Consider the following 15024-nt stretch of genomic DNA (forward strand, 5'->3'; position numbering starts at 1 on the left):
AATGATTGAAAAACAAATGGACTTATAATATACTATTCCAACAGGATAACTCAGGATTATCCTGCTGGGGAAGGGAGTGCTCCTTCTGATCGAATTAACTGGTGTCAGCAAAGTATATCAATCGAAGGATTCTGTCGTGCACGCTTTGCGAGATATCGATCTCAAAGTGGAGAAGGGTGAAATATTCGGCATCATCGGTCATTCCGGCGCCGGCAAGAGCACGCTTTTACGCTGTGTAAATCTGCTGGAGAAGCCGACATCCGGTACCGTCAAGGTAGGGGATGTCGTCATGACCGGCCTCAGCGAGAAGGAACTGCAAGAGCGAAGGAAGAAGATCGGCATGATCTTCCAGCACTTCAATCTTCTCTCTACAGCGACGGTCCGGGAGAATATCGCCTTCCCTTTGAAGATATCGAAGTATCCGAAAAAAGCAATCAAACAAAGAGTAGATGAACTGCTGGAGCTGGTAGGGCTCGCAGAACACGGAGACAAATATCCGGCACAGCTCTCCGGCGGTCAGAAGCAGCGCGTCGGGATTGCTCGGGCGCTGGCTAACGATCCGGATGTCCTGCTCAGTGACGAGGCCACATCAGCCCTTGATCCGCAGACGACGGATTCGATCCTCGAACTGCTGCTTGATATCAACCGCAAGCTGGGCATTACCATCCTGCTTATCACCCACGAGATGCACGTCATCCGCGCGATCTGCGATCGGGTAGCGGTGATGGAGCAGGGTCGGATTATCGAATCTGGCGAGGTGCTGGATGTATTCTTGAATCCGCAGCATGCGACGACGAAGGAATTTGTCAGCCAGGTGTCCGAGGAATTGGATACAGAGATCCTGCGTTCCAAGGCCGAAGGCCGCATCGTGCGCATCCATTATATGGGAGAGATGGCTTATGAGCCGATCCTGTATGAGACGGTGCGTGCCACAGATGCAACCTTCGTCATCTTGCAAGGTACAGTCTCCCGTATGAAGGAGACGCCTTACGGGCAATTGATCGTCGAGCTGCGAGGAAGTCAAGAGGACACGGATCAGATCATCGAGAGGCTTAGAAGCCGAGGATTGGAAGTGAATATCATCCTATGAACTTCGATAATATCCGCTGGCCGGAGATCATCAAGGCCACCAATGATACCTTAATCATGCTCGGTGTGACGATGCTGTTTACCGTCGTCATCGGTTTTATCATCGGGATCATCCTGTTCCTGACCTCCTCCGGTCAGATGCTGCAGAACAGGGTGATCAATGGGATCTTGTCGTTCATCGTCAATATTCTGCGTTCTGTCCCATTTGTCATCCTGATGCTTCTCGTCATGCCGCTGACGAAGATGATCGTCGGTCAATCCTGGGGGGTCAAGGGAGCGATCCCGCCGCTCATCGTCGCAGCCGCACCGTTCTTCGCTAGACTCGTGGAATCGGCGCTGCGCGAAGTTGACCGCGGCGTTATCGAAGCCGCACAGGCGATGGGCGCCTCTAGAAGCCGCATCGTATGGAGCGTACTGCTTCGTGAGTCCCGGGGAGGATTGATCGCGGCGATGACGATTACAGCGGTCACGCTGATCTCTTATACCGCCATGGCGGGTGTCATCGGCGCAGGGGGTCTTGGGGACATGGCGATCCGCTATGGCTACCAAGGCTATAAACTGGAGCTGATGCTCGTCACGGTGGCGATTCTGGTCATCATGGTTCAGATTCTGCAGATGATTGGAGATGCGCTCGTGCGCAGATTCAGTCGGAAGTAGAGTTGAACATATACTCAAAAATAAAGAAAAGAGGAGATGGAGAGATGAAAAAGTGGTTACTGGTTCTGGCAGCCGTACTGCTGATCTTCGTCGCTGGCTGCGCACAGGACAATGGAGGCAACACGGGCAACAATGCAGCACAGAATCAAAATGCAGAAACAAACAACGAGGCTGAGAACGGGGCTAATGAACAGTCCGAACAGCCGGCACAAGTGGAAGAAGTAACGCTTAACATCGGTGCTTCTGAAATTCCGCACTCGGAGATCTTGAATTTCGTTGCACCGATCTTGGCTGAACAAGGTGTCAATCTGAACATCGTCGTATTCAACGACTATGTACAGCCGAATGTACAGCTGTACGAAGGTGAACTGGATGCGAACTTCGTCCAACATCAGCCGTACCTCGATGAGTTCAATGCTGAAAGAGGCTATGACTTGGTAAGCGCAGGGGGTATTCATATCGAGCCGTTCGGCGTGTACTCCAACCGCGTGCAATCGCTGGATGAACTGGAGGAAGGAGCGAAGATCGCAATTCCCAACGATCCAACTAACCGCGGACGTGCGCTTCTCCTGCTTGCTCAGAACGGCCTGATCGAGCTCTCCGAAGAAGCTGGTACAAGCGCAACTCCAGCGGACATTACGAACAACCCGCACAACTTCGAATTCGTAGAGCTTGAAGCGGCGATGCTGCCTCGTATGTTGGATGAGTTCGATGCAGCGGCGATTAACACGAACTATGCGCTGCAAGCTGATCTGAATCCGCTCGAGGACGCACTTGTCATTGAAGATGCCGAGTCTCCATATGTCAACATCGTGGCTGTCCGCCCGGACAATCAAGACTCCGAAGCGATCAAGAAGCTGGTCGCCGTACTTCAATCTCAAGAAGTTGAGGAATTCATCCTCGAAAACTACAACGGAGCTGTCGTTCCTGCGTTCCAATAATCGATTGAACGCAATGATCTGCTATATGAAGCCGTCCATGCAGGTGCATGGGCGGCTTCTTTATGTATTGAGTCGGCCCAAGAGGGCTCAAGAGTATCTTCTCGGCGTGTGGATCAGCGTCATGGTATGCTGAATCGTATGCTGAGACGATAAAAAGGATCGACTCAGCGGTGGTGACGGTGGAGCATCATGCTGAGACGATAAAAACCATCGACTCAGCGGTGGTGACGGTGGAGCATCATGCTGAGACGATAGAAACTATCGACTCAGTTTCTGTTCCGCCTCCGCTGCTGCTTGAGTGCTGCTCAAACAGAGTTCGTATTTCCCGGGCAAGCGCAATAATCGAGTGAATGTTACATCCGGCAACAAATCACAACAACAAATCACAACAAACTCCAAACCCAGCCCCGGTTCCTAATCGTTGCACCTGTAATAGGTGTTATTGCGCTTCAATAAGAAATATGAAATGATCAAAAGATAAGCTGTACACTCCATATCAATTTACACAACACAGAATCAGCAGGGGGATCGACGATGAGCACAAGACAGACAAGCAATACCTCAGAACAACAAAACACCGAACGCAAGTTAACTGATCTGGAGATCGCACAACAAGCGGAGCTGCTGCCCATCGCGGAGATCGCGGCCAAGTTGGGACTGCAAGAGGATGAATGGGAAGGCTATGGCCGGTATAAGGCGAAGGTTGACCTCTCCGTATTGGAGCGTACAGCGGAGAGGCCGGAAGGGAAGCTTATCCTGGTTACAGCGATGAATCCGACGGTGGCCGGGGAAGGCAAGACGACGGTGAGCGTCGGATTAGCTCAAGCGATGAACCGCCTCAATCACCGCACCGTACTAGCACTGCGCGAACCTTCGATGGGGCCGGTGTTCGGCATGAAGGGCGGGGCAACGGGCGGCGGCTATTCGCAGGTCGTGCCGATGGAGGAGATTAATCTGCACTTCACCGGCGATATGCATGCGATCACAGCGGCGAACAATCTGCTGGCAGCGCTGATCGACAACCATATCCAGCACGGCAATGAGCTGGGCTTGGATCCCCGCCGCATCGTCTGGAAGCGGGCGCTGGATATGAATGACCGCGCACTCCGCCAGGTGATCATCGGCCTCGGCGGCAAGCAGAACGGTACGCCCCGCGAGGACGGATTTGATATCACCGTTGCTTCTGAGATCATGGCGATCCTCTGTCTCGCGCAGGATCTCCATGACCTCAAGGAGATGATCGGCAATATCTTGATCGGATACACCTACAGCAACGATCCCGTCTATGTCAGACAGCTTAAGGTTCAGGGAGCCATTGCCGCCCTTTTGAAAGACGCGCTCAAACCGAATCTTGTGCAGACGCTGGAACATACCCCTGTTCTCATCCACGGCGGCCCTTTCGCCAATATCGCTCATGGCTGCAACAGCATCCTGGCGACGAAGATGGCGATGCGGCTCGGCGAATACGCGGTGACCGAAGCGGGATTCGGAGCCGATCTGGGTGCTGAGAAGTTCTTCCACATCAAATGCCGCAAAGGCAAGTTTGTTCCTTCTGCTGTCGTGCTCGTCGCCACGATCCGTGCGCTGAAACTGCACGGCGGGATGAGCCCGGGAGAGCTGCATACGGTTAACCCGGAAGCCGTTAAGCGCGGATTTGCGAACGTCGAGCACCATGTGGAGATGCTGCGCAAATTCGAAGTTCCCATCGTTATCGCTTTGAATCATTTCTATCAGGATGATGAGGAAGAGATCGCGGTGTTCGAGTCCCTCTGCCAATCCCTCGGCATCGAGTATTCGATCGCCAAAGTATGGGAGCACGGCGGGGAGGGCGGCTTGGAGCTTGCGGCGAAAGTGATCGCTGCAGCTCAGGATTCCCCTGCGAGACTGCCAATGCTGTACGATACGGAGCAAGATCTGCGCACGAAGATCGAGGCGATCGCGCGGGAGATCTACGGCGCATCCTCCGTGGTTTTCAGCGATCAGGCAGAAAGGCAGCTGAAACAGATCGCAAGGATGGGCTGGGACCGTCTGCCGGTATGCATGGCGAAGACCCAGTACTCCCTGTCGGACAACCCGGCGCTAATCGGCAGACCGCAGGATTTTGCGATCCATGTCAGGGAGCTTCAACCGAAGCTGGGCGCAGGGTTCATCGTCGCCTTGACGGGCAAGATGCTGACGATGCCGGGCTTGCCGCGGATGCCGATGGCAATCGGGATCGATCTAGATGATCAAGGCAGGATTACCGGGTTGTCGTAAGCCTTGTGTGCCTGTGAACATTTTTAGAACATTGATCCAAATCCCTTGCAGATTGGTCAGGCGCGGATTATAATTAGTAACAGCTAATTCATGTTCGACTGGATGATGTTTGCGGAACACAGCTGTGAACCGCAATACGGACAGCATTCTGGAGAGACTCGCGTAAGCGGGCGCCGAAGGGGCAAGACGGAACTTCTTCCGTCGAAACTCTCAGGCAAAAGGACAGAGTGATTTTGCACTTTTTATGGCTGATCATGTGCAAAATTTCACAATCTTCATCTCCCTATCTCCAGAGCCAAACATATGTTTGGCTCTCTTTTTTTATACATGAATAGCTGACTGCAGGATTACTAGAATAGTAGGGAAGTGAATGGGATGATCGACTGGCTGAAACAGATCAGCGATTGGGTATGGGGGCCGCCGCTGCTCATCCTGCTGATGGGAACGGGTCTCGTCCTCACGATCCGTCTACGCTTAATCCAATTCGTACGCCTGCCGCTGGCCCTTAAGCTCATCGTGACGGCTAAGAACGACGGGGAAGGGGATGTCACGAGCTTTGCTGCGCTGAGCACGGCTCTGGCAGCCACCGTCGGCACGGGCAATATCGTCGGAGTGGCGACGGCGATACAACTGGGCGGCCCCGGCGCGCTGTTCTGGATGTGGATGGCCGCCCTTGTCGGCATGGCAACCAAATATGCGGAAGGCGTCCTCGCTGTTAAATACCGGACTGTCGATGACAACGGGCAGTTCTCCGGCGGTCCGATGTATTATATCGAGCGCGGGCTCGGACCGAAATTCCGCTGGCTGGCGGTCTTCTTCGCTGTGAGCGGCGTGCTGGTCGCCTTGTTCGGCATCGGAACCTTTCCGCAGGTGCAGGCGATCGTCGATGCGGCCAAGACAAGCTTCCATCTTCCGATCTGGTTGACGGCGCTGCTCGTCACGGTGCTGGCTGCGTTAGTCGTCATCGGCGGGCTGCAATCGATCGCCAAGGTCGCTGCGAAGATCGTGCCGAGCATGGCGGTATTATATATCGTGATCTGCATGATCGTCTTGATCGCTTATGCGGATCAACTCCCTCAAGCTCTGCATACGATCATCACCTCTGCCTTCACGGGCACAGCAGCAACGGGCGGATTCGCCGGGGCAGGCGTGATGCTGGCCATACGCAGCGGAGTGGCCCGCGGGATCTTCTCCAACGAATCGGGACTTGGCAGCGCTCCGATCGCCGCCGCCGCCGCGAAGACAAAGTCCCCGGCGGAACAAGGGCTCATCTCGATGACGGGAACCTTCATCGATACGATCATCGTCTGTACGATGACGGGCTTAACCTTGGTTGTAACCGGAGTCTGGTCGGGAACGGAGGCGGGAGCGGCGATGACGCAGAGCGCCTTCTCCCAGGTGATGCCGGCAGCAGGTCCAGGGCTGCTGACGATTTGTCTGGCGCTCTTTGCCTTTACGACGATACTGGGCTGGAATTATTACGGGGAGCGGTGCGTGGAGTATCTGTTCGGCGTGCGGGGCATCAAGCCGTACCGTTATATTTTCATCCTGATGGTTGCCTGCGGAGCGTTTCTGAAGCTGGATGCGATCTGGCTGATCGCCGATATTGTGAATGGGCTGATGGCCTTTCCTAACCTGATCGCCCTTTTAGGCCTCTCCGGGGTAGTCGCTGCAGAGACCAAGAAGTATTGGCTGTCGCTGAGAGAAGAACGGGCAGATGGTTCGTAGGCTCTTTCCTATTCTCCCGAATCTGTTATGCTTATAAGAGAGCGTATGAGTATATGAGTGTGCAGTTGAGCCAAGCGATAGGTCAGAGAGATGGGCAGAGTACGAGCCAAGATCGAGCACAGTCCGAACACAAATCGAGAATAGATCGAGCGCAGGCAGAGCCGCAAATTGAGCACAGGCAGAGCATTAGAGATTGTGAACAAACATGGATAGAGGGGAGAGAGACCATACATGCAGCTTAGATCATCTGCAGCGCAGGCAGTGCCTGAAACTGCGGCGCAAAGAACGGCGAAAACGGTGTTCTCCGTGGTCGCTGCGATCAGCGTGATTCACTTCCTGAACGATACGATGCAGGCGGTGGTTCCGGCCGTCCTGCCGTATATTCGTGAGGCGCGGGCCCTGACCTATACCCAGGTCGGATTCGTGTTGTTCATGCTCAATATGACCTCATCGGTGCTGCAGCCTGTGGTAGGGCTCTACTCGGACCGCCGTCCATCACCTTATATGCTGCCCCTAGGCATGATGCTGAGTTTGCTGGGCATCATCGGCATCGCCCTCAGCCCTAACTATGGCTGGCTGCTGTTGTCCGTTGTCCTGATCGGTCTGGGCTCGGCCCTCTTCCATCCGGAAGGCTCGAAGGTCGTACATATGGCTGCCGGGAAGCGGCGGGGACTGGCACAGTCCATCTATCAGGTCGGGGGCAATACCGGAAGCTCGACGCAGTCACTGCTTACGCGGTATATTTTCCTGCCCTTCGGTCAGATCGCAGCGCTGTGGTTTACCTTCGTCGCCGGTGCCGCCGTCATCATCTCCTATCTCGTCTCTCGATGGTACAAGGCGAACCTGCGTCTAGTCAGCCCTAAATCCGCCGCAGCCAAGCCCTCCGTTACGAAGGCCGGAGCGCCCCAGCAACAGAGGGAAGCAAGCGGAGCGAGGGGAGTAAGTGCCGGCGGGCTGCCGCGCCAGATCGTCTGGTTGGGATTAGGCATCCTCATGCTGCAGATGATCGCCCGTTCTTCTTATATCACCCTGATTCAAAATTATTATCAATATTTCTACGCGGATACCTATGGGACGACCTTGCTGCAAGCCCAGCTGCCGCTGATCCTCTTCGGATTCACCGGGGTGCTGGGCACGTTCGTCGGCGGGCCGCTGGCGGATCGCTTCGGTCCGAAGAAGGTCATCTTCATCTCCTTAGCCGGCGCGGCGCCCTTCGCTTTGCTGCTGCCCTTCGTCAGCAAGGTGTGGGTGATCCCCCTCTTGATCGTGACGGGATTTATCTTGATGTTGGGCTTTGCGGTGATCGTCGTGTATGCGCAGATGCTCATGCCCGCTCATATCGGGATGGCCTCCGGTCTCACCGTCGGCTTGTCCTTCGGATTGGGCGCGATCGGCGCGGTGGCTATCGGCTATTGTATCGATCTGTTCGGCCTATATCCCGTGTTCATCGCCAGCAGTCTGCTGCCGCTCCTCGGTCTGTTCACGATCAAACTGCCGGAGGTATCCAGGTAATACAAGCTTTCACCACAATGATACAAATAGTATCATAGTTAATCAATCATTATTTTAACTGCCGTTTCAAATTCACCGGCTGTGATGGAAGTCACTCTATTTGAGCGGCGTTATCGCTAAACTTATGGGAGTATATCGACATTTCTCAAGAGGTGAGGATTTTGGCGGGCGGTTTCAAGAGCAGATATATCCCTAAACAGCACGGTGCTTGGGCGATGCTGATCGTTCCTTTTTTGTTTGGTATGTTCTCAGGCGGAGCCGTCCCGCTGCATGGTTTGCTGTTCTGTGTGTGGCTGGCGGCTTATCTGTGGTCCTATCCATGTCTGCAGTGGATTAAGACCCGCAGGCTGGATCGCTGGCTTAGTCCGATGCTGATCTACGGCAGCATCCTTGCAGGGTCCGGTACTCTGCTGGCGTTCGCGGCGCCGCAGCTGCTGAAGTGGCTGCCTCTGTATATTCTTCTGTTCCTGGTGAATGCATGGTTTGCCAAGAGGAATCAGGAAAGAGCCTTTCTGAACGATTTTGCCGCCGTGGTGCTTTTCAGCTTGATGGTTTTCATCTCCCATGAACTGGGCGGAGGAGGTGAACTGCGCGCAGCGGCTGAGCTGTTCCTCCTCAGTTTGCTCTATTTTACGGGTACGATTTTCTTCGTAAAGACGATCATCCGTGAGAAGCATAACAGGCGATTTTATGAATATTCCGTGATGTACCATATGGCGGCTCTGATCGCGGGGATCCTGTGGTATTCCCCGTTTGTTATCATCCCGCTTGCCCTCCTGCTCCTGCGGGCTATCTGGATGCCGCGGATGGATGCGAAGATCAAGACCGTCGGCATAGGGGAATTCATCTACGCGGTGCTGTTCGCTGCTGCGGTATGGCTGACATACGGTGTGATCTAATAGAAGGTTCATATATTACAACAGGCCGGGGATCATCCCCGGCCTATTGACGATTTCTTGTCTTTTGCCGCTTGTAATGAGCAGTATAGAACTGTAACTTATAACGCTTTATCATCGATGGAATCGAGATATGCGTCGATCTCGCTGATCACGGATTGCACTGTACCTTCATCGAAGGGCGAGCGAAGATTCGCTGCCTGCACCAGTTCGAGGAAGGAGCGGGACCCGCCGAGGCGGCACAGCTTGATGTAATCCTGCCACGCGGATTCGTGATCCTGCCGGTCACGCAGCCAGAATTGGAAGGCACAGATCTGCGCCAGGGTATAGTCGATGTAATAGAAAGGATCTTGATAGATGTGTCCCTGTCTCTGCCAGAAGCCCCCCATCTCCAAGTAGTCGATCCCGTCATAATCGCGGTGCGGAAGATAGATGCCTTCGATCTCCTTCCACGCTTTGCGGCGCTCTTCCGGCGTCCACTCCGGATGTTCATAGACGAGGTGCTGGAACTCATCAACGGCCACTCCGTATGGGATGAAGAGCACAGAGCTCACTAGATGAGCGAAGCGGTACTTGTCAGCATCTTCGCCGAAGAAGCGATCCATCCACGGCCAAGTGAAGAATTCCATGCTCATCGAATGGATCTCTGCCGCTTCATACGTCGGCCACAGGTATTCGGGTACGCCGATCGCTCTGCTTTCGTAGACCTGGAAGGCGTGTCCGGCTTCATGGGTGAGCACATCGATGTCGTATGAAGTTCCGTTGAAGTTCGAGAAGATGAAGGGGGATTCGTAGTCATCGATATAGGTGCAGTACCCGCCGGATTCTTTGCCCTTCTTGGCCACCAGATCCATCAGTTCCCGCTCCAGCATATATTCGAAGAATTCCTTCGTCTCCGGGGAAAGTTCAGCATACATCTGCCGCCCATTCTCGATGATCCACTCCGGCGGGCCTTTGGGCTCCGCATTGCCGTTGTTGAAGTGAAAGCGTTCATCATGGAACTTCAGATGCTCAAGACCGATTCTCTCAGCTTGCCGCTGATACAGCTTGTTCGCTAGCGGAACGATGGTTTCACGTACTTGTCTGCGGAAGCGGGCGACCATCTCCGCATCATAATCGATGCGCTTCATGCGGATATAGCCGAGTTCGATGAAGTTCTTATAGCCGAGCCGAACGGCGATCTCATGCCGCGTCTTGACCAGTTCATCATAGATGCGGTCAAAGGCCTCCCGGTGCTTCGCATAAAATCCAAACTTCGCTTCTACAGCCTGCCGCCGCACTTGCCGGTCTGGATGCTCCTCGAAGGGTTCCATCTGAGCGAGCGTGTAGACAGACCCTTGAAACTCGATCTGTGCAGAAGCTTTCAGCTTGGCATATTCGCTGGTTAACTTGTTCTCTTTCTGCAGAAGTTCCATGACTTCAGGGGAGAATGCTTTGATCTCATACTCTGCGATCTTGAACAGCTGAGCTCCGTAACGTTCTTCCAACTGGCTGCGGAAAGGGGAAGCAAGAAGCTGACGATAGAAGGCGGTGATCATCTCCTGAATCTCCGGAATTGTCACATCGAAGAAATCCCTCTCCTGCTGATAGAATTCATCGTTGGTATCGATCGTAGCGCGGATATGGGCGAGATTCCCCATGGTAGACAGCCGGCTGCGCTGTTTGTTGATCGCATCGATCGCTTGCACCGCATCCTCCAAGGAAGCAGCACCTTTCAGCTGATCCAACAGCGCGGCGAAGGTTTGTTTCTCCTCCTGCATATTCGGCCGAACGTACTTATAATCCTCGAATTTGATCACAATGAGCGCTCCTTTCATTTTCGTATTTTCGTCCAAATTCCTATGTATCTGTTAATTGATCTTATATGGACTTCCAGCCTTCATTCCAGGCTTCTTTCATCATACACGAATCTGCTGTGCGAAGTATATGCGAAAATTCGTCGAGTGATCCGGAGCCAATTTATGATTGTTTGACATTTGTCACAGTTTTCTTGGATTATAGAATGGATATAGCTCTTTGTGGTCATAGATGGGAGAGAAAGGGAAGTCCTATAATCGATAGCGACAGGAAGAAGAAGGGGTGTGAAGGATGAGTCGCAAGCTGATGAGAACTCTTGCAGCCGGTCTCCTCGCCGCTTTGCTCACCGCATGCGGAGCGGAGCAGGGAGGGGGCGGCGCTGCTCAGATCGATGGTTCTAAGGTAGATGTGATCCTGACCTCGGCAGAGCCGGCAGCGGCGGGAGAAGAGACGACGCTGATCGCGGAGCTGACCGGTGCTGTATTTCCGGAAGAGCTGACCTTCGTGCAATTCGATGTTCGGAAAGCGGACGGGCCGGTTCTGATCAACGGCGAGCTGCAAGGAGAGCAGCGCTACACCGCGCAGCACCGCTTTGAAGAGCCGGGCGTCTATGATGTTGTCTTGCACATCTATGTTGAAGATCTGCACCTTATGAAACGCAAGCAGGTGGAAGTGCAGTGAGCGGATCGGGGATTCGCTATCTTCTCCTTATCCATGCCTTGCTCTGGATCGCTGTGCTTCCCTTCGCTTCGCCGCTCACCGCATCCGCTGCCGGATCATCAAGTCATGCACTGCAGCAGCGGATCGATCAAGCGGAGGAGGGGGAAGTGCTCGAGATTCCGGAAGGGGAATATGAAGGGCCGATCCAGATCACGAAGCGGCTTCACCTTGCAGCAAGCCCGGGAGCCCAAGTCGTGCTGCGCAATCAGAGCGATCAGCCGGCGGTGACGATCGCAGCGGATGATGCCAAACTCACCGGCATTCAGATCATTGATATCACAGCAAAGGATGCACCGACGGTCATGGTGTCGGGCAACCGCGCAGTGCTCGAAGATTTGCATATCATCACGGGAACGGACGGGATCCGCTTAGCAGAAGCACAGCAAGGCCGCATCTTGAACAACCTCGTGGAATGGGGCGCCGGGGAGGCGGTTCCCTTCAGCCGGCGGGGCAACGGCATCGATCTCTATCGATCGCCGTCTGTGATCATATCCGGCAATACGGTGCGCGGCATGTTCGATGCCATCTACGTGGAATTCAGCGACGATGCCTTGGTGGAAGACAACTTCGTCGAATCTTCGCGTTACGGCATCCATACGATGTATTCGAAGCGCCCGGTCCTCCGCGGCAACCGGGGGTCGATGAATGTGACCGGAGCGATGGTCATGGAAGCTGCAGAGGCAGAAGTCAGGGCAAATACGTTCACCAAGCAGTATGAGAATGTGAATGCTCAGGGCATCTTGCTTTACGATGTCCATGAATCCATCATCGCGGAGAACCGCATCGAGGGCAATCGTGTTGGTATCTATGTGGAATACTCTACCGGCAACCGCATCGAGAGCAATGCCGTCATCGATAACTTCATCGGCATCCAGCTGCTCGAAGCAAGCGGGAACACGATCACCGAAAACTTCTTCGCAGGCAATGTGACCGACGCGCTGGCCAAGGACAGCGCCCAGAACGATCTAAGCGGCAACTTCTGGGAGTCTTTCTCGGGAATCGATACGGACGGTGACGGCAGAAGTGACATCCCGTATAAGATCAACCCATTCTTCCTGGGATTGATCGAGCGAAGGCCGGTCTTTCAGCTGTTCTTTCAAACACCGGGGATCGCCTTCCTGGAGACCTTATATGCAGCGGATCAGGCGGGATGGGCAGCGGATGAAGCGCCCCTTATGGCGCCGCCGGATCGGTGGCAGCCGAGTGATGATGAACCTGCGGGATTCATCGGCGGAACAGTGAGTCTAATGGTGATCATCTTGTCGCTTGCGATCATCGGAGTGAATAGGAGGAGGATAACATGAGATTACGAACCTTTCTTGCCGTATTGCTGCTGTTCAGCATGGCCGCACTTGGAACGGCCTGCGGCACACATGCACATGAACCTGTAGAGGTGGATGAGTTGACCCACCGCTGTGCTATCTGTAATATGGCCGTGACGGATGACCGCCATGCCGTGCAGATCATCACCAAGGACGGACAGCCGCTCCTGTTCGATGATCTCGGCTGCATGTATGCGTGGATCATGCAGCACGGCAGCGATGCGATCGGTGCCGCTTTCGTCCGGGATTATCATGATCTGAAGTGGCTGAAGATGGAAGAGGCTTATTATGTCTATGATGCTGCCATCCGCACGCCGATGGCTTACGGGGTGATCTCCTTTGCCGATGAGCAGGCGGCGCGCAGCTTTATCGCTGAGCACGGGTCGGGCATGCTGCTTACGGCGGACGACTTGGCCGAGCATACATGGGAAAGTGATCACGAGCATGAGCATGCGCATGGTCATGATCACGGGGGGGAGCAGCACCATGATGAGCCGCATGTTCATACTGAACCGGGTGATGACGGACAGGAACATCATGCTCCCCAGGGAGCGGGGCATGGGGCATGAAGCAAGCTTGGGTCGTAGCTTTGCGCGAGATGAGGATGGGGTTTCGCAACCCGTGGGCCTACACCTACATCCTCATCTTCGCTTTGTTCATGATGACGCTGCTGATGATCCATGCACAAGGCTATGTTAAGGGCTATTCGAGCACGACGGCGACGACGCTGAACTTGGTCTTATACCTGCTTCCCTTGATGACGCTGATGCTCGGTTCCTTCTCCTTGACCGGAGAGAAAGAGGAGGGAAGCTGGGACTTGCTGGCCTCATACCCGTTAAGCACCGTTTCTTACCTCATGGGCAAGTACGGAGGTCTTATGATCGTGTTGCTTGTCATCATCTCTTTGGGGTTCGGTGCGGCCGGGGTTCTCGGCTTCTTCGCTGGAACCGGTTTCCGCGGTGAAACCTATGCCGCTTTATTCGCCTTCGCCGTGAGCATCGCTCTGACCTTCCTGGCGCTGGCGCTGCTGGCCGGCACCTTGGCTGCAAGTCGTTGGCAGGCACTGGCCTTCGCTGTGGCGATCTGGTTCTTCCTCGTCATCGCTTGGGCACCGATCTTGATCGCACTGCTCGGCTTCTTGCCTTATGCGTGGATCAGACCGGCGGTCACACTGCTCACCTTATTGAACCCGGCTGAACTGGCGCGCCTGTTTACCGTCGTCCGCCTCGGCGGAGGAGCGGTGCTGGGACCTGAATATTACGATTGGGTGCAGTGGATTCGGGAGCCGGCCGGGGTGCTGATGTACGCTGTTTTCCTCATCGTATGGATCGGCGCCATCCTCGGCATCGCTCATCTGCTGTGGGAAAGGGGGAGAGGACGTGGCTGAAGCGATCGAGAAGATCGTTAAGATGCAAGGTGTGCACAAGCGATATAAGGACCAAACCGTGGTCGAAGATTTCCACTTGACCGCAGAGGCCGGCCGGATCATCGCCTTATGCGGCGGGAACGGCGCGGGCAAGAGCACGATTCTGCGCATGCTGGCGGGGATCATCCAGCCGACCAGAGGCGAGATCGCCGTGTGCGGCATTCGCTTACGGGACGATCGCGCTGCTTATGCGAGACAGATCGGCTACATGCCCGATGATTATCGATTCAGCGGCGGACTTACGGCCCTCGAGACCCTGGGGTTCTGGGCGAAGCTGAAGGGCTTGGATCTGCAAGCAGCGCGGGCAGCTCTGGCGGAGGCAGGACTCGAGGATACGGGGAAGAAACCCGTGTCCAGCTTCTCGAAAGGGATGAGACAGCGCCTCATGTTTGCACAAGCGATGCTGGCACACCCGCCGCTGGTCATCCTGGATGAACCGACGAACGGCTTGGACCCCCATTGGTTGGAACGCTTCGTTGATCTTGTGCGGGATGCGGCCGGGCGCGGGCAGACGGTTCTTCTCTCCACACATCAGCTTAGCATCGCTGAAACCGTTGCGGATGAGATCTATTTCCTGCAAAACGGCGTGGTGAAGATGAGCGGAACGCCGGCAGAGATTCGCAAACAGCTGGGGACTTCGGGGCTTGGCGAAGCCTATGCACAGATGTTCAGCTGAAATG

At 54.7% G+C, this 15024-nt stretch carries 13 protein-coding genes and 1 riboswitch; of the genes, 12 read left to right on the forward strand and 1 reads right to left on the reverse strand.

Going from position 1 to position 15024, the window contains the following annotated elements; translation table 11 throughout:
* Nucleotides 1-85: 85 nt before the first annotated feature.
* The 7 genes from PRECH8_RS03980 (at nt 86) to PRECH8_RS04010 (ending at nt 9082) form a co-directional block, all read left to right on the forward strand.
* Complete coding sequence (locus PRECH8_RS03980; RefSeq protein WP_200965861.1) at nt 86-1090, forward strand: methionine ABC transporter ATP-binding protein; 1005 nt, start codon at nt 86-88, stop codon at nt 1088-1090.
* Nucleotides 1087-1746 (forward strand): methionine ABC transporter permease, encoded by a 660-nt coding sequence (locus tag PRECH8_RS03985; RefSeq protein ID WP_200965783.1) that lies wholly within the window; start codon nt 1087-1089, stop codon nt 1744-1746. The genes PRECH8_RS03980 and PRECH8_RS03985 overlap by 4 nt, the downstream gene beginning before the upstream one ends.
* Nucleotides 1747-1790: 44 nt before the next feature.
* Nucleotides 1791-2687, forward strand: coding sequence for a MetQ/NlpA family ABC transporter substrate-binding protein (locus tag PRECH8_RS03990; protein ID WP_200965784.1), 897 nt, complete (start codon nt 1791-1793; stop codon nt 2685-2687).
* Nucleotides 2688-3221: 534 nt separating this feature from the next.
* Entirely contained in the window at nt 3222-4943 is a 1722-nt protein-coding gene (locus PRECH8_RS03995) for a formate--tetrahydrofolate ligase (RefSeq protein WP_200965785.1), read from the forward strand.
* Between the two features lie 138 nt (nt 4944-5081).
* A riboswitch (glycine riboswitch) is annotated at nt 5082-5179 on the forward strand.
* A gap of 139 nt (nt 5180-5318) precedes the next feature.
* Nucleotides 5319-6671, forward strand: coding sequence for an alanine/glycine:cation symporter family protein (locus PRECH8_RS04000; protein WP_200965786.1), 1353 nt, complete (start codon nt 5319-5321; stop codon nt 6669-6671).
* A 231-nt stretch (nt 6672-6902) separates the two neighbouring features.
* A complete protein-coding gene (locus tag PRECH8_RS04005) occupies nt 6903-8183 on the forward strand; it encodes an MFS transporter (RefSeq protein ID WP_200965787.1) in 1281 nt (426 codons plus the stop codon).
* 161 nt (nt 8184-8344) lie between these two features.
* Nucleotides 8345-9082: a YwiC-like family protein gene (locus PRECH8_RS04010; RefSeq protein WP_242457424.1), complete on the forward strand. Its 738-nt coding sequence runs from the start codon at nt 8345-8347 to the stop codon at nt 9080-9082.
* 98 nt (nt 9083-9180) lie between these two features.
* On the opposite strand, the gene PRECH8_RS04015 is transcribed toward PRECH8_RS04010, so the two are convergent.
* Entirely contained in the window at nt 9181-10878 is a 1698-nt protein-coding gene (locus tag PRECH8_RS04015) for a M3 family oligoendopeptidase (RefSeq protein WP_200965788.1), read from the reverse strand.
* A gap of 289 nt (nt 10879-11167) precedes the next feature.
* On the opposite strand from PRECH8_RS04015, the gene PRECH8_RS04020 reads away from it, so the two are divergent.
* Genes PRECH8_RS04020 through PRECH8_RS04040 form a run of 5 tightly spaced genes read left to right on the forward strand, consistent with a single transcriptional unit; the run spans nt 11168 to nt 15020 of the window.
* Nucleotides 11168-11557 (forward strand): hypothetical protein, encoded by a 390-nt coding sequence (locus tag PRECH8_RS04020; protein ID WP_200965789.1) that lies wholly within the window; start codon nt 11168-11170, stop codon nt 11555-11557.
* The gene (locus PRECH8_RS04025; protein ID WP_200965790.1) at nt 11554-12900 is read left to right on the forward strand and encodes a right-handed parallel beta-helix repeat-containing protein; all 1347 of its coding nucleotides are present in this window, start codon (nt 11554-11556) and stop codon (nt 12898-12900) included. The genes PRECH8_RS04020 and PRECH8_RS04025 overlap by 4 nt, the downstream gene beginning before the upstream one ends.
* Nucleotides 12897-13487, forward strand: a complete 591-nt coding sequence (locus PRECH8_RS04030; RefSeq protein ID WP_200965791.1) for a nitrous oxide reductase accessory protein NosL — start codon at nt 12897-12899, stop codon at nt 13485-13487. Before PRECH8_RS04025 ends, PRECH8_RS04030 begins: the two co-directional genes overlap by 4 nt.
* Entirely contained in the window at nt 13484-14305 is an 822-nt protein-coding gene (locus tag PRECH8_RS04035) for an ABC transporter permease (RefSeq protein WP_200965792.1), read from the forward strand. The genes PRECH8_RS04030 and PRECH8_RS04035 overlap by 4 nt, the downstream gene beginning before the upstream one ends.
* Nucleotides 14298-15020, forward strand: a complete 723-nt coding sequence (locus PRECH8_RS04040; RefSeq protein ID WP_242457425.1) for an ABC transporter ATP-binding protein — start codon at nt 14298-14300, stop codon at nt 15018-15020. The genes PRECH8_RS04035 and PRECH8_RS04040 overlap by 8 nt, the downstream gene beginning before the upstream one ends.
* The last annotated feature ends 4 nt before the right edge of the window (nt 15021-15024 follow it).

It is taken from the genome of Insulibacter thermoxylanivorax, assembly GCF_015472005.1.
In the GTDB taxonomy this organism is placed as follows: domain Bacteria; phylum Bacillota; class Bacilli; order Paenibacillales; family DA-C8; genus Insulibacter; species Insulibacter thermoxylanivorax.

What these genes read in the sequence shown, in the direction of transcription:
- PRECH8_RS03985 (WP_200965783.1), top strand. Translation starts at nt 1,087, where the DNA reads ATGAACTTCGATAATATCCGCTGGCCGGAGATCATCAAGGCCACCAAT.
- PRECH8_RS03990 (WP_200965784.1), top strand. Translation starts at nt 1,791, where the DNA reads ATGAAAAAGTGGTTACTGGTTCTGGCAGCCGTACTGCTGATCTTCGTC.
- PRECH8_RS03995 (WP_200965785.1), top strand. Translation starts at nt 3,222, where the DNA reads ATGAGCACAAGACAGACAAGCAATACCTCAGAACAACAAAACACCGAA.
- PRECH8_RS04000 (WP_200965786.1), top strand. Translation starts at nt 5,319, where the DNA reads ATGATCGACTGGCTGAAACAGATCAGCGATTGGGTATGGGGGCCGCCG.
- PRECH8_RS04005 (WP_200965787.1), top strand. Translation starts at nt 6,903, where the DNA reads ATGCAGCTTAGATCATCTGCAGCGCAGGCAGTGCCTGAAACTGCGGCG.
- PRECH8_RS04020 (WP_200965789.1), top strand. Translation starts at nt 11,168, where the DNA reads ATGAGTCGCAAGCTGATGAGAACTCTTGCAGCCGGTCTCCTCGCCGCT.
- PRECH8_RS04030 (WP_200965791.1), top strand. Translation starts at nt 12,897, where the DNA reads ATGAGATTACGAACCTTTCTTGCCGTATTGCTGCTGTTCAGCATGGCC.
- PRECH8_RS04035 (WP_200965792.1), top strand. Translation starts at nt 13,484, where the DNA reads ATGAAGCAAGCTTGGGTCGTAGCTTTGCGCGAGATGAGGATGGGGTTT.